Genomic DNA, 20,492 nt, shown 5'->3' on the forward strand with positions numbered 1-20,492 from the left:
ACCGTCAATCGGTTGACATTCAGCCCGACCTGTCGTACCAATAAGACATGTCGACAGCTTTGTCTCATCCGTCTCAGGAAGTGCCGGTCAAGTTCCGGCTGGCCACCGCCGAGACCTGGTCTAACCCCTGGCCGATGTACCGGGCGCTACGGGACCACGACCCGGTGCACCGCGTCGTCCCCCCGGCGAATCCCGAGCATGACTACTACGTGCTGTCGCGTCACGCCGATGTCTGGGCGGCGGCACGGAACCACCAGACATTCTCGTCGGCACAGGGCTTGACGGTGAACTACGGCGACCTGGAAATGCTCGGACTGCAAGACAACTTGCCCATGGTGATGCAGGATCCGCCGGTTCACACCCAATTTCGCAAGTTGGTGTCGCGCGGATTCACCCCGCGTCAGGTCGAGGCAGTCGAGCCCAAGGTGCGCGAGTTCGTCGTCGAGCGGATCGAGAGGCTGCGCGCGAACGGCCGCGGCGACATCGTCACGGAACTGTTCAAGCCGCTCCCGTCCATGGTCGTCGCACATTATCTTGGTGTGCCCGAGGAAGATTGGGTGCAGTTCGACGGCTGGACCCAGGCCATCGTCGCCGCCAACACCGCAGACGGCGGCATCGCAAGTGCGTTGGGACCGGCCGGGAACGCGGTCGGGGAGATCATGGCCTACTTCACCACACTGATCGAACGACGGCGGACCGATCCCGGCGACGACACGATCTCGCACCTGGTTTCTGCCGGAGTGGGCGCCGATGGTGATATCGCCGGCGTGCTGTCGATTTTGGGCTTTACGTTTACGATGGTCACCGGTGGTAACGACACCGTGACCGGCATGCTCGGAGGTTCTATGCAACTGCTGCACGAACGGCCCGACCAGCGCCAGATGTTGATCGACGAGCCCGGACTCATCCCGGACGCCGTCGATGAATTGCTGCGGTTGACCTCTCCGGTGCAGAACCTGGCCCGCACGGCCACCCGTGACGTCACCATCCATGACACCACCATTCCCGCCGGTCGCCGCGTCTTGCTGCTATACGGTTCGGCCAACCGCGACGAGCGCCAATACGGTCCGGACGCAGGCGAACTCGACGTCAGGCGGTGCCCGCGCAACATCATGACCTTCAGCCAGGGCGCCCACCATTGCCTAGGGGCCGCTGCCGCTCGAATGCAATCACGGGTTGCCCTAAGCGAATTACTCTCCCGCTGTCCAGATTTCGAGGTCGACGAGTCGTGCATCGTATGGTCTGGGGGCGGCTATGTTCGACGACCATTGTCGGTGCCGATCCGGATGCGCTGATGGCGGGCTCCAGCAAGGATTGGCTTGCCGACCGACGCACCGAGGCGGCAGCCGACCGGATACTGGATGCCGCCGAGCGACTGTTTACCGAGCGCGATCCGGAATCGGTCGGCATGAACGAAATCGCGGCAGCCGCAGGATGTTCCCGCGCCACCCTCTACCGATACTTCGAGAGCCGCGAGGCGCTGCGCATCGCGTATGTGCACCGCGAGACGCATCGACTGGGCCGACAGGTTCTGAGTGGGGCTGACGACGATGAGGACCCGCGGGAACGGCTGGTCTCTAGCATCCTCGCCACCTTGCGCATGGTGCGCGAGAGTCCACCGTTGGCCGCGTGGTTCCTCGCCACACGCGCCCCCATCGGCGCCCGGATGGCAGACCAGTCCGAGGTGATCACGGCTCTGGCCGCCTCGTTCCTGCACTCCCTCGGACTCGTGTCGCAGACCGACGGGGCGCCGTCCATCGTCGAACGACGCGCCCGTTGGGCGGTGCGGATCATCGTCTCGCTGTTGATGTTTCCGGGCCGCGACGAGGCCGACGAACGGGCGATGATCGAGGAGTTCCTCGCCCCGGTCATGGTGTCGGCCCGTGAGGCTATCCAGTAGTCAGGCAGTAGTCAGGCCATCCAATAGGCTTGTGCCTTAATCCATTTGCGCGGAATGCCGAACTCCTCGCGAAACACCTTGGCGACCGATCGGGTGGTGCGGGTGTCGCAGGCCACCCAGCCGAAGTGATCGGCGGCGTCGAACGCCGCCGAGCGCACCGTCGCGAGCAGTTCGCCGCCGCCGTTGATCCGGTCCACCCAGGTGACGTTCTCGGTGCGCGCCAGCGGCAGGCATTTGTCGTCATCGCAACAAGCCTCGAGAAACACCTGTGCGGGGGTGTCCCCAATCGCAGCGAGCAAGGAATTGATCGCCGGCAATGACGCCGTGTCGCCGACAATCACGTAACCCGAGGGTGCCGGCTCGGGAATTGCGAATTTGCTGCCCAACACCGTCGCCTCGATGGTGTCGCCCGGCTGCGCGGCCCGCGCCCAGTCCGACGCTCGGCCGCAGTGCAGGGCGAACTCGATGTCAAAGGTGCCGGCCGCCGGGTCCGGGTCGACCAGCGTGTAACCGCGTTGGTGCCCGTCAGCGAACCACAGGCGAATCCACATGGTGGGGTGTACCGGGTGGTTGTCGAGCATCCCGCCGGCATCGAAGCTCAGGCGCAGGTAGCGGGGGCTGATTTCGCGGCGACCAGTGACGGTGAGGCGGTAGTCGCCGGCGCCCATCAGCTTCATCACCGCACCCTGCCAACCGTGCGATGTCCTCAGTTCGGCCATGCGAGTAAGGTTACCCTAACCTTTGTCGAGCGGGTGGGCTGCCCGGTGACAGCGGCGACGATCTAGCCGGCCTTGACGCGGGTGAAGCGGTGCAGCACCCACGCCAGCGGGACGGTCACCACCACGGTGGCAACGAAGAGGTACAGCATCGAACCGGTGTACACGTGGGCACGCACGATGTAGACCATGGCGAACTCCATGGTGATCAGGTGGATCAGGAAGATCTCGTAGGAAATCTCACCGAGCCACACCACGGGACGACTCGCGAGCAGCTTCCAGTACCAACCCTGGTCACCCAACGCCAACGGCGCGACCGCCAGCGTGGCGATCACGGCATAGAAGCAGGTCTTGACCAGCGCCTCGCTGAGCGAGGCCGGCGACGTTGTGGGTGCGCCCGCGATGGGCGTGGAAACGATGAAATAGGCGACGACGGCCAGTGGTATCGCCGCGAAGGCGTAACAGCGCACGCCCATCGCCTGCAGCACGGCCAGCAGCATGCCGCCGAGAAACCACGCCAGATACGTCGGTAGCCACAGGCGGGCGCCGTCCGGGAACAGGTGATCGGTGTGCACCAGCACCAACCAACCTGGGCTGATCAGCGTCAGCGCGATCAGTGCGGCCAGCACCACCTTGGGCTGCCATCGTCGCCGCGAGACGACCACGAACAGGAAGTACGCCAGGAACGGCAACGTCACATAGAACGCGGCCTCGACGGCCAGACTCCACATCTGCGTCAGTCCCTGGTGCAGGTACTTCCCCAGATAGCCGTCGGTGTAGATGTGCGTCAGGGTCAGGTTGCGGATCAACCCCAACCAGCTGTGCCCAGGGTTCGGCCCAGCCTCGCGGAAGTGGTAGAGCGCGTAGGCAAACAACACGGTGATGACGTAGGCGGGCATGATGCGCCGAACCCGGTGTCGCGCGTAGCGACTCACCGATGGTGGCGGGCCGCCTTTTGCAGCCGCGTGCACCCATGGGCGGAACAGCAGGAAACCCGACAGCACGAAGAAGATCGGGACGCCGATCTCCAGCCGAGCACCCACCAGGCCCCAGTAGCCGTGCGTGTACTTGCCGGTGGTGTACGCGGCGTGTGTGCCGACCACCAGCAGGGCCGCCAGCGCGCGAATCCCGGTGAGCGACGCGACCCGGTCTACGTGTGCGACCTGCTCGAGTCCCCCCTGAGCGTCTTGTTCCTCGGACAGGGTCATTCGGTGTGTTTCCTGCGGGGCGGCTTGCCCGGTCGGTTCGAGCGGCCCTGCCGAGAGGGCCGGTCTGCCCGGTCAGGCCGTTCTGGCCGCAGATCGATCAGCACGCCCGAGATCCGAGTGTTCTCAAGCTTCTTCAGCACGGCCTTGGGCAGCTTCGCCGGCAGCTCCACCAATGAGGTGTCCAGCCCGATGCTGATGTGGCCGAAATCGCTGCGGTGCAGGCCGCCCTCGTTGGCGATGGCCCCGACGATCGCGCCGGGCCCGATCTTGTGCCGCTTCCCGACCGAGACGCGGTAAGTCGCGAAGTCGATATTGCGCCTCGGTTTCTCGGGGCGCTCCGAGCGCTTATCCCGCTTCTCCCGGGGCCTTTCGGGCGGGTCGGGAGGTAGCAGGAATACCTCGCTGTCGCGCGACTGCAAGGCCAGGGCTGCCGCGATGTCAGCCATCGGGACGTTGTGTTCGCGTTCGTAATCTTCGACCAGTCGGCGAAACAACTCGATCCCCGGAGCGCCGAGAGCGGCGGTAATCGAATCTGCGAACTTGGCTACCCGTTGGGCGTTGACGTCCTCGACGGTGGGCAGCTCGGTTTCGGTAAGCGTTTGGCGCGTGGCTTTTTCGATCGCCTTGAGCAGGTGGCGCTCGCGAGGCGAGACGAAGAGCAGCGCGTTGCCCGAACGGCCCGCCCGGCCGGTGCGCCCGATGCGATGCACATAGGACTCGGTGTCGTGCGGGATGTCGTAGTTGACGACGTGCGAAATGCGCTCGACGTCGAGCCCCCTTGCCGCGACGTCGGTGGCGACGAGGATGTCGATGCCCTTCGCGCCGCCGTCCCGCAGCGCGGCGACGGTGCGCTCACGCTGCCCCTGTGGGATGTCTCCGTTGATCGCGGCTGCGGAAAACCCTCGGGCACGCAGCTTTTCGGCGACTTCTTCGGTCGCCTGCTTGGTACGGACGAAGACGATCATCGCCTCGAACGGCTCCACTTCGAGGACTCGGGTCAGCGCGTCCATCTTCCGCGGGCCCGCGACCTGGATGTAGCGCTGCGAAATGTTCTCGGCGGTGGCGGTTTTCGCTTTGGACGTGACTTCCAGCGGATCGTGCAGGTACTTGGTGGTGAGCTTGCGGATGGCCGGCGGCATGGTGGCCGAGAACAGGGCGACCTGCTTGTATTCCGGAGTGTCGGCCAGGATGCGGTCGACTTCTTCCGCGAAGCCCATGGTGAGCATTTCGTCGGCTTCGTCGAGCACCAGGTAGTCCACCCGCGACAGGTCCAGCGTCCCGCGTTCCAGATGGTCGATGACCCGGCCTGGGGTTCCGACGACGACGTGTGCGCCGCGCTTCAGCCCGGCGAGTTGGACGCTGTACGACGAGCCGCCGTAGATGGGCAACACGTTGAGTTGCGGCAGACGAGCGCCGTAGCGGCTGAATGCCTCGGCCACCTGCAGGGCGAGCTCGCGGGTGGGCGCCAGCACCAGCGCCTGTGTCGTCTTGCTGGCGATATCGATCTTGGACAGGATCGGGATGGCGAAAGCGGCGGTCTTGCCGGTGCCCGTCTGCGCCAGCCCCACCACGTCGGAACCGGCCATCAGGGCCGGAATCGTCTCGGCCTGGATGGCCGTCGGCGTTTCGTACCCGACGTCGCCGACGGCCTGCAGGACCGCGGGGTGAATCTGCAGGTCAGCGAAAGTCACGGGCGTCGAATGCTCATTCTCCGGAGAGGTCATTATGAACATGCAGCTTAATGGTGATCGTTTAGGCTGGGGTTGGTGCACGCCTGCCACACCGTCGGTTCCCGATTACGGCACGGTCCCGGGATGTGTCGTGGCTACTGAACCCGCCCCGCCGCCTCTCGCTCGACGAGTGCTCGGGTGGCCGCTTAGCAGAACAGCGGAACGATTGCAGAGGTCTTTAGGTCTGGGCTCCATTACATAGCGACTGAAGAACGCAGCCGCCGCCGATACGTGGGTTGCGCCAGCGAGTTAATTTGCTTACCACCACAAGCTAATGGCGGCGGCAACTGGATGCTGACCACAGCACGGCACGGTGGTTTCTAGTCGGAGTCGAAGCTCCCCCCTAGGTTCGCGAGGTTGTTGTCAACGTCCCGTCGTGGAAGAAGGGTCCCGAACGGCGTCCACAGTCGGCCAAAGGTCAGCGGCTTGTGGAGTTGTGGACTCGGGGCCGGTCAGCGCGGCAGCCGACCGTGAAGTTGGGGTTGCGCGGACCTCAGCAAATAATTGGGCGGCGATGTTAGACCTACCGGCGTGGCGAAGCTGCCGACTTCCTGCCAGCATTGGATCGTTTGGCCGTGCGCCAAATTCGTGATCGCTACCTGTCGGAGAACGAGTGGCTCGCCATTGCCGATCTGCGCCGCGCTGGCATGAGCATGCGGCGATTGCCTTTTCGCCAGGGCCTCGTCGAGGATATCCAGAGAATTGCGCCGCAACAGTCGCCACGATGGCGAGTATCCGCCGTGACGGAGCCCACCGCTCGGCGCTCCAAAGTGGAGCCCGCCGTCACCAACGGCGAGTCGACAAGAACCACGGCTTATGCAAGCTGCTCGCGGACCTGCTAGCGCAACGGTGGAGCCCGCAAAAATCGCTCGGCACCTGCGACGTCAACGTGGCACCGCGACAGTAACGGAAAGGCCAATGGGCTACTACGCAAATACTTCCCCCGAGGGCGCCGGCCTGAGCACCTGCTCACCCGACCACCTACGCGCGGTCGAATACGCGATTCACAACCGACCCGGCCTCCTCCTCCAAGACCGCAAACCGGCCGAACTTTTCAGAGCACCGCCAACCTCGCCCGACTATCAACTGTTGTGACGTTGACTGCAAGCCACCTTGCCGATAACTAGTCAATTTTCGGTTGCCGATGACAGCTATTGACGGATACGATTTAGAACCGTGTCAGGACCGAAGACCGCGACAATCCGTCTGAACGCGATACGAAAAGACGCATTCACCATCCATAAGAGCCTGGAACGGTCGGTTCCAAGTGCAGGCAGTTGGGTTTCTTTGTGAGTGCCGAGAATTGTATCTGATGGTCTGGCGTCTCTTGGAGAGGTAATACATTGCCATTACCCGCGATCGATCAATTCCAATGAAAGCCGTATTACTGGCTGGAGGCCTCGGTACGCGCCTCAGAGAAGAAACCGTCATCCGCCCCAAACCGATGGTGGAGATCGGCGGTCGGCCGCTCCTGTGGCATATCATGAAGCTCTACTCCCACCACGGAATTCATGAATTCATCGTCTGCTGTGGTTATAAGGGTTACGTCATAAAGGAATACTTCGCCAACTATTTCTTACACATGTCGGACGTGACTTTTGATATGTCCACCAACAGCATGCAGGTCCATGAGCACCACGCAGAACCCTGGCGTGTCACGTTGGTGGATACGGGCGACGACACCATGACAGGCGGCCGCCTTAAGCGCGTGGCGACCTACATCCATAATGATGAGGCTTTTTGCTTCACTTACGGTGATGGTCTCAGCGACGTCAATATCGGCGCCAGCATTGATTTCCACCGTCGCCATGGGCGTCTCGCGACAGTCACGACGGTATTTCCGCCAGGACGCTATGGGGCCATTGAGCGCGAAGGTGACCGAGTGACGCGCTTCGTCGAGAAACCGCCGGGCGACGGCGGCCTCATCAACGGCGGATTTTTCGTCCTGTCACCCGCAGTACTCGATTACATTGAAGGCGATCAAACCCCGTTTGAAAGCGACCCCTTGGCTAAGCTGGCTTCGGACGGCCAACTGATGGCTTTCGTCCATTCCGGCTTCTGGCAACCCATGGATACGCTTCGGGACAAGAATCGGCTTGAAGACCTGTGGGATACCGGAAGGGCTCCTTGGAAATGCTGGTGATGAGCGCCTTCGTCGAGGGCGTCAATGTCAACGTGTCCCGCGGTGCAGTCAACCTCGGATTGGGTGGGGTGAAGGCATGAATATCCTCGACACCGCAATCGCCGATCTCATGGTTGTGCAGTCACTACCTATCAGCGATGCGCGCGGCACGTTCATCCGCCTCTTCTGCGCTCAGGAACTTCAGGGCCTGCTCGGCCAGCGTCAGATCAAGCAGATCAACCAGTCGAGAACCAGTCGCGCCGGCGTAGTGCGTGGCCTGCACTTTCAACACCCGCCGCATGCGGAATTGAAAATGGTCCGCTGCTTGCGCGGCCGGGTCTGGGATGTCGCAGTGGATCTGCGAGCGGGCTCGCCAACGTTCCTGCACTGGCACGCAGAGGAATTGGTTCAGAACGATGCACGGATGGTTGTTATCCCAGAAGGTTTTGCGCACGGCTTTCAGGCGTTGGAGCCCGACAGCGAATTGCTGTATCTGACCACGGCCTTCTACCAACCCGCCTTCGAGGGCGGCGTTCGATACGACGACCCAGCGCTCGCCATCGCCTGGCCATTACCACCGCAGGGCCTTTCGCCCCGTGATATGGCGCAGCCGCCCTTGGGAGCAGATTTCACCGGAATCACATTATGACCTGCCGACACCGCGAGGCCGCATTCACGCGCAGCTTATTTGACCTGTGCTTTACGCACCCATCCAACACCTACCCGCGTGGCGAGGACCTGTGTGAGCCGGAACTACACTACCCGCTAGGGGTGAAGGTCTGTCAGCGGTGCTACTTGGTGCAGATTGAGGATTACGCTCGCCCTGACGAACTGTTCAGCGCAGCGTCCGGGCATGAAAAGTTTTTGCCAGGAAGCCATATCTCAATCCGTTCGCCTCCGGCATTGTGGGAAAACCAGCCAGACGACGTGATGACTTGCCGTGGAACATCGTCGATGAGGTGCAGGCCCAATTGGCTGATCTCGTCCTCGAGGCGGTGCGTCTTGTGACGACAACTCCTAGATTGAGCTACCTATGAAGTCTTAGAACCGTCGCCGACGCGAGCAAGCTGGGTTCGACCTGCTGGAGTTGAAATTCTTATGACCGTTACCTTGACGGGAGCGACCGGATTTGTCGGAAGGCAGATTCTGCGCAACCTTCTCGAAAGAGGCTGTTCTGTGCGGGTGATCGTTCGCGATCCGTCTCGCCTACCTGATGGTTGGGAACGTGACGCATTACAGATTGTGCGGACTCCTGACTTGTTCGCAGAGGTCGGCGAGCGGTTAAAAGAGTTGCTCGAGGGATCCGAAACCCTTGTGCATGCGGCCTGGTATACGGAGCCAGGCGAATACCTGACGTCTCCATGGAACCTGGCGTGTCTTACCGGCACACTCAACCTGGCGGACGCATTCGCGTCAATCGGGGGCAAGCGATTCGTCGGATTGGGAACGTGTTTCGAGTACGACTCTTCCGCCGGCCAGATGACCACCAATACACCGTTGGCTCCGAATAGTTTGTACGCCGCGTGCAAAGCATCGGCCTTTCAGGTGCTTCGATTTCTTCTGGATGCGCAAGCTCTGAGCTTTGCGTGGTGCCGAGTCTTCTATTTGTATGGGGAAGGCGAAAGTGAGCGGCGTCTAGTGCCATACATTCGCAGGCAATTGGAGGCTGGGCAAGAAGTCCTGCTCAGTCGCGGTGATCAGGTACGTGATTTTCTCGATGTGAAAGACGCCGCTCGGATGATCGTCGATGTCGCACTGGGGCAGCAGCAAGGCGCGGTGAACATCTGCTCAGGTGAAGCGGTGACCGTTCGACAGCTCGCTGAACGCATTGCAGACGAGTACGGTCGGCGTGCACTGCTGCGATTCGGGGCAAGACCAGAAAACGTCTTTGACCCTCCGCGGGTCGTCGGCGTGCGGGAGGACGCGATATGAGTGGAGCAACAACGCTTTACGAGCAGTCGGCGTTTCCGATTTTCCAGAACCGGATGTATGACTCCCAGGAAGAGGCGCGCGCATGTCCCCGCGGCGATATTCGGTTGGTGCAAGACCATACCAGCGGCCTCGTTTATAACGCGGCCTTCCGGCCGGAGCTGATGAACTATGACGCTGCATACCAGAACGAGCAGGCGCATAGCCCTTTGTTCAAAAGTCATCTGGAACACGTCGCAAACATCATTGTGCGCAACTTCGGCACTGACGGGTTGGTCGAAGTCGGTTGCGGTAAAGCGTATTTCCTTGAGCTGCTCCAGTCGCGCGGCTGCTCCATCGCGGGCTTCGATCCAACCTACGAGGGTGAGAATCCCGCCGTCCAGCGTCGCTTCTTCGGCGATGGCGTGACGGTGTCGGCCAGGGGGCTCGTGCTGCGTCATGTACTGGAACACGTAGAAAACCCTGTCGGTTTCCTCGATAGCTTGCGCGCCGCCAACGGCGGTGGACTGATCTATATCGAGGTCCCGTGCTTCGAGTGGATCCTGCGCGCGAGAGCCTGGTTCGACATCTTCTACGAGCACGTCAACTACTTCAGGCTCGCCGACTTTTCGAAGATGTTTGGCCACGTCGTCGATTCCGGGTATCTGTTTGGTGGGCAGTACCTCTATGTCGTCGCGGACCTAGACACCTTGCGGCCACCCGTATTCAGCCATGCGGACTGTATCGACTTCCCGAAAGATTTTCTTGCGAGGGTGTCCGACATTTCTTCCGACCGGGCGGGAGCGACGAGTGCTGTATGGGGTGCAGCGTCGAAAGGTGTCATCTACTCGCTCTTGCGGGAACGCTGCGGCAAACCGGTGGATGTCCTTATCGATATTAACCCGGCCAAGTGTGGCAAGTATGTTCCGGCCACCGGCCTGCGCGTCATGTCTCCGGAAGACGGAATGGCCACGCTTGCAACAGGTTCCGACATCTGCGTGATGAACTCTAACTACCTCGAGGAAATTCGCGAGATAACAGGGGATCGATTCAACTTGATTGGAGTTGAGCGTGACTGATTTCAACAGGAGGTGCTAGTTGGATCGATGCGATGTCGCGCAACGAGCGTCTCCGCGCGGACGCCACCGAATTCATGCACCTCATTGTTTGCCCAATATTCGTACAACTTTGCCTGGAATGTCGCGGCCGATCATCCCAGTACCCCCGAGACATAGTCCCTAAGCAAGAGTGAATCTGGCGCGCCGGCCCGACCTGATAACCGCGACTGGCATCGCCCACGGCGGTGAGCCCTACCGGCTACGCGACCACCAAGGCGCCGCCGAAACCCTCCGCAGAGCCGCCACCGGGAACCCACCAACTACACTGAGCGCTGCTCACAGGTGAGGACTTTCGGCGAGCACGCCTGGGGATTTTCGATGAGCGCGATCACGGGATGGAGACTTTCATCTGGCCACCAGCGGATACTTCAACTTGGCCATTGCCACTTCGAGCCGACCAAGGCATTGAAGAAAGGACTTATGCCGGTGCCTGCACGAGTATCGGCGACCGATCGTGTTCGCGCCAAGATCGACGAATTGTTCGCCTCGGATCGTGAGCTGTCCGAGATTCTCAAAGAGTGGCGAGATTGGGTGCGCGGTCGCTGATGAAGGGGCCAGGCATTGCCTTCAGGCGTGATGCGGGGTCAGGTTGCTCTAATACAGAGCACTTCGTCGAGGCTGGCGGTCTGTAGTCCGGCACCGAGCGCCCGTTGCCCGAGCTCAGCGATGGGGTCGGCGTCGCTGCTATCCAGACCGCCGGCTTGATCCAGTCGTGCGGTGTCAAACATCGCCGGGCCGCTAGCCACCACCTCGGCCAGAACGTAGCGGCCGGCATCGGGTGACCGACGCACCTCCGACTCGGCCGCGCAAGTACCGGTGAGCTTGACGGCATCGCCATAGTTGATCCCGACTTGAAACACCTGCGGTTCGGCATCGAGCACAGCACTCAGCCGGGTGATGTAGTTCTCGGGGCCAAAAAACCGCCAACCCTGCCCCAGATGCAGCCAAAACCGTCCACCGATCTGAGCACGCAGCCGCGCAAGCTGAGCTCCGGTGCCGTCGCCGGATCTGCGACGGGCGAACTCAACAAACCCGTAGCGCTTCCGTAGCGCCGCGCGGTCCTGGGCGGACAGACCCGCATCGACCACCAGGAAACGCCCGACCCGTGACAGATCGGTGCAGCAGTGCAGAAACGAGTTCAGTGTCTGCTCGGTGGCTTCTCGATCCGGGCCGGCCACCAGAGTGACAGTGACCTCGGCGTTGCGTGAACCCGCGACCAGGTTGCCCACCAACACATCGGGTATGCCGACGCCGCCTCGACCATCGCCGGCACCGAAAAGTCGCGGTTGTACGCAATCCCCTGTCGACGATCATCGGGGACCTCTGGGCAGGCCAGAAGCCGCCGACACAACGCAAACGCCTCGGCATGCTTGCCCAGCCAACCCGCACACACCGCCTGCTCATCAACGGCACGCCAGGCATAAACGTCTGCGAAGACAAACAAGCTGTCCTCTTCGGGAAGCGGGATCGCAGCGGCGCGCCGGGCGAACAGGTACCCAAGCTGATATTGCCCCTCACCCCGGTAGTGAGCGGCGATCTGATGAAGCGCCTCAGCACGAGTCGGTCGAAACGCCCACGCCCGCAGGTAGGCATCTTGAATATCCGGCCACGGCTCCCCGAGATTCGCCATCGCCTGCGCCAGGCGGAACAGCGAGTAATAGACCTCCTCGGCCGAGCCACCCATCTCAGCCCGCCGCGCATACCACTTACGCGCGTTGGCGAAATTCCCTGAATCGAAAAAGCTCTGCGCCAGGCAGAACACCGACCGCTCATCCGCGGCGGCGATCTCGGGCAGCAATGGATCGCCGTCATGCGCAGCGCCCGGAAATTTTGACAAGAGCTCGGCCTCAGAAATAACGAACGCCGCAGTATCGGCAGGAACTCGCCCGCGGCTTGCAAGCAAAATCACGTTTTCGGGCAATGGCTGCGACCTGTCCTCCAAGGCCACCAGCCCCGCGGCGGCAAAGCCGCGTGCTCGTGCCAGTATCAGAGGAGCGTCGTCCTGATAGTAGGCAACCACGGCGCGTTCAGGGTGAAACGGTTGCAGCGCAAGCAGATACTCAAGCGCCGCGTTGATGCGATAGGTCTCATACGGAGCTGGCAGCAGTGAATCCTCGCCCGCGCAGCGGAGGCGGGTGGCGATGTAGTAGTTGTCGATCCAGTCCTTGCCCTCATGGGTGCGTATCCGCAAACCCCAACCCATCCGGATACGCGCAAAGCGATCGATTGCGCGATGGCACCCGTCGAGATCCTCGGCCGACAGGGAGGATGCGAACTGGGCGAGGATGTACTCCAACCCACCGCGGTAACGGTCCCAGCCAGTTTTGACCTCTTCGTGGCCGAGGCGGCCACGCGGGTCATCCTCGAAGTACCGGTTGATTTGACGGTAAAACGGTTCCGGGCTGAATGTCACTGCAGCCCGATCCAGCATTGCCGCGATCCTGACAAAGAAAATATATGCGAACGGGTTGGCAGCACCCACCACCTCTCGGGCAAGAGAAGTTCTGGCTACGTAGTGCTCAGGAAAGATGTGACCATTTACCAACAGGGCGAACAGAGCAGCGTAGTTTCTCGCCTCGATACAGGTCTCCTGCTCGACGGCATACATCTGGCCAAGATGTTTTCCCGCGACCCGGTCGTAAAACAACCATGGCGCGAACACCGCACCAACGTCAGGGTGTGCCTCTAGATAAGTTAGGTAGCGCCCAAGCACACCCAGAATGAGCAGATCGTCGTCGGCAAGGTAGACGACATATCGCCCCTGAGCATCGTCGAACAGTTGCGATATGTTCTGGTATGGACCTACATTCTCGGGCCGCCGGAGGTAGCGGATAGCCAGCTTCTCCTCATACCTGAGCACCACGTCCGCGGTGTCGTCCTCCGAGGCGTTGTCGCCGATCAGCAGTTCGTAGGAAAAGCCGAGTTCACCGATGTGGGTAACAAGGTTCTGCAGCAGACAGTCGAGGTAGCGCGCGCGGTTAAAGGTGGGCACGCAAATGCTCAGGACGGGGTGATCAGTTGCTGGAGGCACGACCCTCCATATTCTCACAGAGACGCCAGTCGAGGTACATCGACTTTGCAGCCAAAGCCAGCGCGGGGCATACGAGTTAGAGCACCTGCGACGCGCACGAAATGCCAAGGCGGCAGGTCTGACGACGTCCTGGGCGCTTTTTGGGACACCTGCACGGACCTGTGCCACCTTCGGACCGGGTGGGCGAATGCGTCACCACGTACAACGAATTGAGATCGACACCAGCATCCAGTACAAAGCCGACTATCACCCGCAGCGCCGGATGGATGTCCGGGGATAGTGTCTGAGATCCCGAATCGGCCCAGGCATTGCCTTCAGGCGTGATGCGGGGTCAGGTTGCTCTAATACAGAGCACTTCGTCGAGGCTGGCGGTCTGTAGTCCGGCACCGAGCGCCCGTTGCCCGAGCTCAGCGATGGGGTCGGCGTCGCTGCTATCCAGACCGCCGGCTTGATCCAGTCGTGCGGTGTCAAACATCGCCGGGCCGCTAGCCACCACCTCGGCCAGAACGTAGCGGCCGGCATCGGGTGACCGACGCACCTCCGACTCGGCCGCGCAAGTACCGGTGAGCTTGACGGCATCGCCATAGTTGATCCCGACTTGAAACACCTGCGGTTCGGCATCGAGCACAGCACTCAGCCGGGTGATGTAGTTCTCGGGGCCAAAAAACCGCCAACCCTGCCCCAGATGCAGCCAAAACCGTCCACCGATCTGAGCACGCAGCCGCGCAAGCTGAGCTCCGGTGCCGTCGCCGGATCTGCGACGGGCGAACTCAACAAACCCGTAGCGCTTCCGTAGCGCCGCGCGGTCCTGGGCGGACAGACCCGCATCGACCACCAGGAAACGCCCGACCCGTGACAGATCGGTGCAGCAGTGCAGAAACGAGTTCAGTGTCTGCTCGGTGGCTTCTCGATCCGGGCCGGCCACCAGAGTGACAGTGACCTCGGCGTTGCGTGAACCCGCGACCAGGTTGCCCACCAACACATCGGGGTATGCCGACGCCGCCTCGACCATCGCCGGCACCGAAAAGTCGCGGTTGTACGCAATCCCCTGTCGACGATCATCGGGGACCTCTGGGCAGGCCAGAAGCCGCCGACACAACGCAAACGCCTCGGCATGCTTGCCCAGCCAACCCGCACACACCGCCTGCTCATCAACGGCACGCCAGGCATAAACGTCTGCGAAGACAAACAAGCTGTCCTCTTCGGGAAGCGGGATCGCAGCGGCGCGCCGGGCGAACAGGTACCCAAGCTGATATTGCCCCTCACCCCGGTAGTGAGCGGCGATCTGATGAAGCGCCTCGGCACGAGTCGGTCGAAACGCCCACGCCCGCAGGTAGGCATCTTGAATATCCGGCCACGGCTCCCCGAGATTCGCCATCGCCTGCGCCAGGCGGAACAGCGAGTAATAGACCTCCTCGGCCGAGCCACCCATCTCAGCCCGCCGCGCATACCACTTACGCGCGTTGGCGAAATCGCCGGAATCAAAGTAGCTCTGGCCCAAGTCGAACACCGACTTGACATCCGAGGGATTGCGCGCCACCTCAGCCAACAAAAAATCGCGATCACGGTGCAAGTCAAGCGGCACCGTCACGTACGTAGATTCACCGCCATTTCCGAAATGGATCCAAGACACCACCACGATCTTCGAACCAGACTCCGGCGGCCGAGCGATATGGTGATAGAGGTAATTCGACGGAAAGAAAAGAACGGTTCCCTTCTCGCAACGCTGTGAGAAGTCGAAGCCTGTAAACACCGTTTCGCCGCCCTCTGCAACATCGTTCAAATAGGCGACCACACTTACTTGTCGCGTCGCGGATGCGATACTCCAGGCATCGGCATGCTCGTGGAACCACTCCGGTCGATCGGGCGTCGACGGTTCGTACCGCACGACATTCGGTGCCTCGAGGCGTGTGCAGAAGTTCAGCGTTCTCGACGTCCCGCAGTAGTCCGCGAAGCATTCGCGCACAACACTGCAGAAGCGTAGTAACACGTCACCAACGACGGGTGTAAGGGAACAGCGCCGGTAGTCCAGGTCAAGCTCTTGGGCACCCGGTAGCGCGATCAGGTCAGCAGCCAGCGCGTCATCAATAGCACCTGGGTAAGTGCGCACGAACCGCGCAAGGTCCGACGAATGAGACGCAGCACAAAGTTCCATATCGCTGGAAAATATCACCGGCACAGTGTCGCGGTACAGAGGTCACGAAGTTGCCCGGGTATCATTTGACATGGCGGTCGCCCAGCCAGAGATCGTGAAAGTAAACGTTTTTCTTTGAGGTCGAGCAGCCCGCAAGACCGTGATCCGACTCATCGCCAAACACAAGCACCATCAGCTAGCCAGCTCTACGGTGGGGCCGGGCTGCGCTGGGGTGTCGAACCCATGTGTGCAGTGTTGCCTGAACATGGCGTCCGATCAGCACGTCGACCTACTACGAATTGATCACCAAGACCCGAAAAGACTGCAGCTCCGTCTTACCGAACCCGGTCGAGTTCATCGCGGCGGCACGTGCAGACAAGAACGAGGGGAGGTTGCGCGCCAGACGCTCGGGTCACGCAAGTTGTGATCTGACTGCGCACCCGGGTGGGCCGAGCAGCACGACGTTGCGGGACTTGGCCAGAAACGCGCCTGTACCCAGGTGGGCGATCATGTCCCGGGTGCCCGGTTGGTGATCGAAGTTGAAGTCCTCCAAAGATTTACGGGTGGGGAATCCAGCGGAGCGGATGCGGGTCGCTGCACCGGAGGCTTCCCGGGCGGCGACCTCCCGCGAGAGCACCGCTGCCAGATACTCCTCATGGGTCCAGTTGGCATCGCGGGCTTGCTCGGCCAGGCGGGCGGCTGAGTCCCGGATGCGCGGCGCCTTGAGTGCTTGGGCGTAGTGCAGGACAGCCTTGATCGGGTCCTCGGTCATGATCAGGCCACCTCTCCGTCGGAAGTGACGGTGCTGCTGGTGAATTCGACACCGAACGCGCGGTCATAGTCGGCCAGATCGCGCACCAGGTGATCTTCTTGCGCCGGTGGCGGATCGGTTTGGAACCGTCGCCGCAATGCCGCGGCAGTCGCGACATGGGCCGGGTCAGTGAGGGTTTGTCGGGCCGCCCAGCACCGGTCGTGAGCAGCTAACAGATGCCCAGCCCGGCTCACCGTCACCCGACTCAGCGTGGTGCTCACCTCGACGAGTTGGCCGATCGCGCTTGGGTCCACGGAGTAGTCGTTGCCGGCCACCCGCACGTAGTAGTCGCGGCCGAGCCGCACCGACATCACCGCCTGGACGGTGGGCGCCACAGGTGGCAGAGCCAGCATCTGGGCTCGATCGGCATCCAGAAAGTCGACCGGACGACCATCGAGGACCCGCACCCGACGGGCGTTTGCGGTCGCAAGCCACTGGCCCAGTTGATCGTTGAAGTCCTGCGGTGAGGTGAAGCTGCGCCCCGGCAGGAACGAAATCTCCAGATATCGGTTGGCTCGCTCCACCATCCCTTTGGATTCGGGGTCATAGGGTTTGAGTTGGACCAGCCGCGACCCAAGTGAGCCCATCAAAGCGGTGACCGGATCGGTCAACCGGCCGCGGCGCCCGATCCCTGCCTCGTTGTCCCACCACAACTCATGGGGTGCTGCGGCGAAACTGCCCGCGAGCAGCTGCCACATCCCAGCCACCAAGTCCATGGTCTGGCGCGACGGCAACATCACCGCGGCGATGAACCGGGAGAACGCCGCCACCATCACCAGCACCGGCAGCTTCGCCTCCTGACCGAACCCGACCGCGATCTTCGGTGCCGGGAACCACAGATCGCACTGGACCACCCGCCCGGGCAGGTACTCGAGCCGGTCAACCGGATCGGCGGGCAGGTATTCCGGCCGGATCGCTCGGACCCACTCCCGAAACCAAGAAATAGAACCGCTCCACCCGACCCGCTCGGCGAGCACCGTCGCCGGCATCTGCGGGTAGGCCGTCAACAGCGCCCGCATCCGCGGTTCCATCTCACTGATCGCCGAAGACGCCGCGGCCCGCTCATACTTCGGCGGTTTATCACTGGCCAGCGCCCCAGCCACCGTGTCACGCGCGATGCCGAGCTGACGTGCAATGGCCCGCTGCGACAAACCTTCGCTGCGGTGAAGATGCCGGATCAACGCCCAGTCTTCCAAGGAGATCACCCATCCAATCTGATTGGGTGGCCTACTTTTCAACCGTCGCGAGTGGCCGGACTTTCAGCCGTCGCCAACACTGGTGAACCGCCGCTTCTACGCCACTGCGTCAAATCGGTTGTGAATGGCCGCCGCTACGTTTGCGTCGACCTGGATGGGATTCGCCTACGTCATCGACGCCTACAGTTTTCGGATCCTGGGCCGCCAGATCCATAACCACCGTTCTGGTCCCCGACACTTATCGAGCATGCATTCTTCACTCTCGTCTAGGAGGCAACACCAACCTGCACGACAAGATCACGAAAGGATTGCGTACCGCGCGGGCAGTCAATACACTTCGGGCGGCCTGCACCCGTCGGCCCGTCGATGAAAATGTGGATCTCTCGTCGGCTCGGTAGGCGATGCGCTGGACAATTCGCGGGTCGAGACCATCGGATCGTTCAAAACGAACTCATCCGCCGGCAAGGCCCGTGGCGCGACGTCAACCAGGCCGAGTTTGGCGACGGCTGAATGGATGGTCTGGTTCAACACCGGACGTCTTCATGAGTACCTCGATGACTTCATTCCCGAGGCTGTCGAGACGCGCTAATACGCATACAGACGCACCCCACGCAAGGCGAGGTAATTCACCAAATGCAGTTTCCGGACTTACCGGGACGGGTCAGTCAGAACACACCACCGCAACAAGGGGACCGACCCCTAACAAGAGTAGTTAGAACCCGTCCGTGTAGGGGGTACGAGCGGGTTAGAGTGCAGCGATGCAGAGCACTTCGTCGAGGCTGGCGGTCTGTAGTCCGGCAGCGAGCGCCCGTTGCCCGAGCTCAGCGATGGGGTCGGCGTCGCTGCTATCCAGACCGCCGGCTTGATCCAGTCGTGCGGTGTCAAACATCGCCGGGCCGCTAGCCACCACCTCGGCCAGAACGTAGCGGCCGGCATCGGGTGACCGACGCACCTCCGACTCGGCCGCGCAAGTACCGGTGAGCTTGACGGCATCGCCATAGTTGATCCCGACTTGAAACACCTGCGGTTCGGCATCGAGCACAGCACTCAGCCGGGTGATGTAGTTCTCGGGGCCAAAAAACCGCCAACCCTGCCCCAGATGCAGCCAAAACCGTCCACCGATCTGAGCACGCAGCCGCGCAAGCTGAGCTCCGGTGCCGTCGCCGGATCTGCGACGGGCGAACTCAACAAACCCGTAGCGCTTCCGTAGCGCCGCGCGGTCCTGGGCGGACAGACCCGCATCGACCACCAGGAAACGCCCGACCCGTGACAGATCGGTGCAGCAGTGCAGAAACGAGTTCAGTGTCTGCTCGGTGGCTTCTCGATCCGGGCCGGCCACCAGAGTGACAGTGACCTCGGCGTTGCGTGAACCCGCGACCAGGTTGCCCACCAACACATCGGGGTATGCCGACGCCGCCTCGACCATCGCCGGCACCGAAAAGTCGCGGTTGTGCGCAATCCCCTGTCGACGATCATCGGGGACCTCTGGGCAGGCCAGAAGCCGCCGACACAACGCAAACGCCTCGGCATGCTTGCCGATCCAGAACGCGCACACCGCCTGCTCATCAACGGCACGCCAGGCATAAACGTCTGCGAAGACAAACAAAATGTCCTCTTCGGGAAGCGGGATCGCAGCGGCACACTCGGCGAACAGGTACCCAAGCTGATATTGCCCCTCCCCCCGGTAGTGAGCGGCGATCTGATGAAGCGCCTCAGCACGAGTCGGTCGAAACGCCCACGCCCGCAGGTAGGCATCTTGAATATCCGGCCACGGCTCCCCGAGATTCGCCATCGCCCGCGCCAGGCGGAACAGCGAGTAATAGACCTCCTCGGCCCAGCCACCCATCTCAGCCCGCCGCGCATACCACTTGCGCGCGTTGGCGAAATCGCCAAGATCAAAGTAGCTCTGGGCCAGGTAGAACACCGACCGGTGGTCCTCGGGGTCACGTTCGACCTCGGCCAGCAGCAAATCGCGATCCCGCGCATACTTCTGCGGGTCTTGGCTGCGGGCACCAATGCGACGAGATTCGATGTGATACCCGCCCTCGAGGCGTGCCGACGAGGCGCGGGGGTCGTCGCACACAACATACTCGTGAACGACGCCCACGTAACGCATGGGCAGTCCGTCGCGGAACACAAGCGAGCGCCAGTAGGTGCAGGCCCCTTGTTTGACGCGCAGGCTGTAAACGTCGGCACTGAGTCGGGTGAAGTCCGGCGTACCGCAAAGTACGTCGTCGGCGTCCATGACCCAGATATAGTCGGCGTGGCCCTGGGCAAGAGTCAGCGCCTCGGTGCGATTATGGCCGAAGTTGCACCATGGGCGTTCGTAAAGCTTTCCCGGGATGCCAAGATGGGCCATGCGGCTTTTAATGACATCCTGGGTCCCGTCGTCGGAACCGGTGTCCACGACCACCCATGAATTGATATAAGGCGCCACCGAGTCGAGCACCTCGTGGATGATGTGTGCCTCATTACGCACGATCATGTTCAGGCAGATCTCGGGGCGCGCGGTCACCGACTCGGACACGACGTCAGATGGTACCCGGCAATCGGGGGGTCGCGGAGGGGATCGGCCAGCGCCGCGTCTGATCTAGCCGAGGCTTTTGTGTCCAATGGTT

16 protein-coding genes and 3 pseudogenes are annotated in these 20,492 nt (G+C 61.9%); 9 read left to right on the plus strand and 10 right to left on the minus strand.

All coding sequences use genetic code 11. The features are described from left to right. Nucleotides 1–47: 47 nt before the first annotated feature. The gene (locus tag G6N68_RS20500; RefSeq protein ID WP_163716234.1) at nucleotides 48–1,295 is read left to right on the plus strand and encodes a cytochrome P450; all 1,248 of its coding nucleotides are present in this window, start codon (nucleotides 48–50) and stop codon (nucleotides 1,293–1,295) included. Continuing rightward, nucleotides 1,295–1,900: a TetR/AcrR family transcriptional regulator gene (locus G6N68_RS20505; protein WP_069421580.1), complete on the plus strand. Its 606-nt coding sequence runs from the start codon at nucleotides 1,295–1,297 to the stop codon at nucleotides 1,898–1,900. The genes G6N68_RS20500 and G6N68_RS20505 overlap by 1 nt, the downstream gene beginning before the upstream one ends. A gap of 11 nt (nucleotides 1,901–1,911) precedes the next feature. On the opposite strand, the gene G6N68_RS20510 is transcribed toward G6N68_RS20505, so the two are convergent. From G6N68_RS20510 to G6N68_RS20520, 3 genes are all read right to left on the minus strand, one after another. Next, the gene (locus tag G6N68_RS20510) at nucleotides 1,912–2,619 is read right to left on the minus strand and encodes a siderophore-interacting protein (protein WP_069421581.1); all 708 of its coding nucleotides are present in this window, start codon (nucleotides 2,617–2,619) and stop codon (nucleotides 1,912–1,914) included. Nucleotides 2,620–2,681: 62 nt separating this feature from the next. Continuing rightward, a complete protein-coding gene (locus G6N68_RS20515; RefSeq protein WP_163716236.1) occupies nucleotides 2,682–3,824 on the minus strand; it encodes an acyltransferase family protein in 1,143 nt (380 codons plus the stop codon). Further along, a complete protein-coding gene (locus G6N68_RS20520; RefSeq protein ID WP_069421593.1) occupies nucleotides 3,821–5,548 on the minus strand; it encodes a DEAD/DEAH box helicase in 1,728 nt (575 codons plus the stop codon). Before G6N68_RS20520 ends, G6N68_RS20515 begins: the two co-directional genes overlap by 4 nt. 1,378 nt (nucleotides 5,549–6,926) lie before the next feature. Here G6N68_RS20520 and rfbF point away from each other — a divergent pair. The 6 genes from rfbF (at nucleotide 6,927) to G6N68_RS20550 (ending at nucleotide 11,248) form a co-directional block, all read left to right on the plus strand. Beyond that, on the plus strand, nucleotides 6,927–7,697 hold the full coding sequence (gene rfbF / locus G6N68_RS20525; protein ID WP_069421583.1) for a glucose-1-phosphate cytidylyltransferase: 771 nt from the start codon (nucleotides 6,927–6,929) through the stop codon (nucleotides 7,695–7,697). A gap of 76 nt (nucleotides 7,698–7,773) precedes the next feature. Then, nucleotides 7,774–8,325 (plus strand): dTDP-4-dehydrorhamnose 3,5-epimerase family protein, encoded by a 552-nt coding sequence (locus G6N68_RS20530; protein ID WP_069421584.1) that lies wholly within the window; start codon nucleotides 7,774–7,776, stop codon nucleotides 8,323–8,325. Continuing rightward, nucleotides 8,322–8,684 carry a class I SAM-dependent methyltransferase gene (locus tag G6N68_RS30250; RefSeq protein WP_079220046.1) on the plus strand — a complete coding sequence of 121 codons (363 nt, stop codon included), beginning with the start codon at nucleotides 8,322–8,324 and terminating at the stop codon, nucleotides 8,682–8,684. The genes G6N68_RS20530 and G6N68_RS30250 overlap by 4 nt, the downstream gene beginning before the upstream one ends. 90 nt (nucleotides 8,685–8,774) lie before the next feature. Then, the gene (locus G6N68_RS20540; protein ID WP_069421585.1) at nucleotides 8,775–9,608 is read left to right on the plus strand and encodes an NAD-dependent epimerase/dehydratase family protein; all 834 of its coding nucleotides are present in this window, start codon (nucleotides 8,775–8,777) and stop codon (nucleotides 9,606–9,608) included. After that, nucleotides 9,605–10,663, plus strand: a complete 1,059-nt coding sequence (locus G6N68_RS20545) for a class I SAM-dependent methyltransferase (RefSeq protein WP_069421586.1) — start codon at nucleotides 9,605–9,607, stop codon at nucleotides 10,661–10,663. Before G6N68_RS20540 ends, G6N68_RS20545 begins: the two co-directional genes overlap by 4 nt. 357 nt (nucleotides 10,664–11,020) lie before the next feature. Next, on the plus strand, nucleotides 11,021–11,248 hold the full coding sequence (locus tag G6N68_RS20550; RefSeq protein ID WP_139805518.1) for a hypothetical protein: 228 nt from the start codon (nucleotides 11,021–11,023) through the stop codon (nucleotides 11,246–11,248). Nucleotides 11,249–11,286: 38 nt separating this feature from the next. Here G6N68_RS20550 and G6N68_RS20555 read toward each other — a convergent pair whose 3' ends face one another. From G6N68_RS20555 to G6N68_RS32165, 4 genes and pseudogenes are all read right to left on the minus strand, one after another. Further along, nucleotides 11,287–11,880 (minus strand): hypothetical protein, encoded by a 594-nt coding sequence (locus tag G6N68_RS20555; RefSeq protein WP_163716238.1) that lies wholly within the window; start codon nucleotides 11,878–11,880, stop codon nucleotides 11,287–11,289. Further along, nucleotides 11,841–13,694, minus strand: coding sequence for a glycosyltransferase family A protein (locus tag G6N68_RS20560; RefSeq protein ID WP_163716240.1), 1,854 nt, complete (start codon nucleotides 13,692–13,694; stop codon nucleotides 11,841–11,843). Before G6N68_RS20560 ends, G6N68_RS20555 begins: the two co-directional genes overlap by 40 nt. Nucleotides 13,695–14,064: 370 nt before the next feature. Then, a complete protein-coding gene (locus G6N68_RS20565) occupies nucleotides 14,065–15,324 on the minus strand; it encodes a tetratricopeptide repeat protein (protein WP_240355540.1) in 1,260 nt (419 codons plus the stop codon). 39 nt (nucleotides 15,325–15,363) lie between these two features. Continuing rightward, nucleotides 15,364–15,888: pseudogene (locus tag G6N68_RS32165) on the minus strand (2OG-Fe(II) oxygenase); the annotation flags it as partial. 121 nt (nucleotides 15,889–16,009) lie between these two features. Between G6N68_RS32165 and G6N68_RS32170 the strand changes: the two are divergent. Continuing rightward, nucleotides 16,010–16,181 (plus strand): annotated as a pseudogene (locus G6N68_RS32170) (IS3-like element ISMyma3 family transposase); the annotation flags it as partial. A 125-nt stretch (nucleotides 16,182–16,306) separates the two neighbouring features. Here G6N68_RS32170 and G6N68_RS20570 read toward each other — a convergent pair. The 3 genes and pseudogenes from G6N68_RS20570 to G6N68_RS20580 form a co-directional block, all read right to left on the minus strand. Further along, nucleotides 16,307–16,639 (minus strand): annotated as a pseudogene (locus G6N68_RS20570) (ATP-binding protein); the annotation flags it as partial. A gap of 2 nt (nucleotides 16,640–16,641) precedes the next feature. Further along, nucleotides 16,642–17,883: an IS21 family transposase gene (gene istA, locus G6N68_RS20575; protein WP_069422663.1), complete on the minus strand. Its 1,242-nt coding sequence runs from the start codon at nucleotides 17,881–17,883 to the stop codon at nucleotides 16,642–16,644. A 736-nt stretch (nucleotides 17,884–18,619) separates the two neighbouring features. After that, the gene (locus tag G6N68_RS20580; protein WP_240355541.1) at nucleotides 18,620–20,401 is read right to left on the minus strand and encodes a glycosyltransferase; all 1,782 of its coding nucleotides are present in this window, start codon (nucleotides 20,399–20,401) and stop codon (nucleotides 18,620–18,622) included. Between the last annotated feature and the right edge of the window lie 91 nt (nucleotides 20,402–20,492).

The sequence above is a fragment of the Mycobacterium bourgelatii genome (assembly GCF_010723575.1).
Lineage (GTDB): Bacteria > Actinomycetota > Actinomycetes > Mycobacteriales > Mycobacteriaceae > Mycobacterium > Mycobacterium bourgelatii.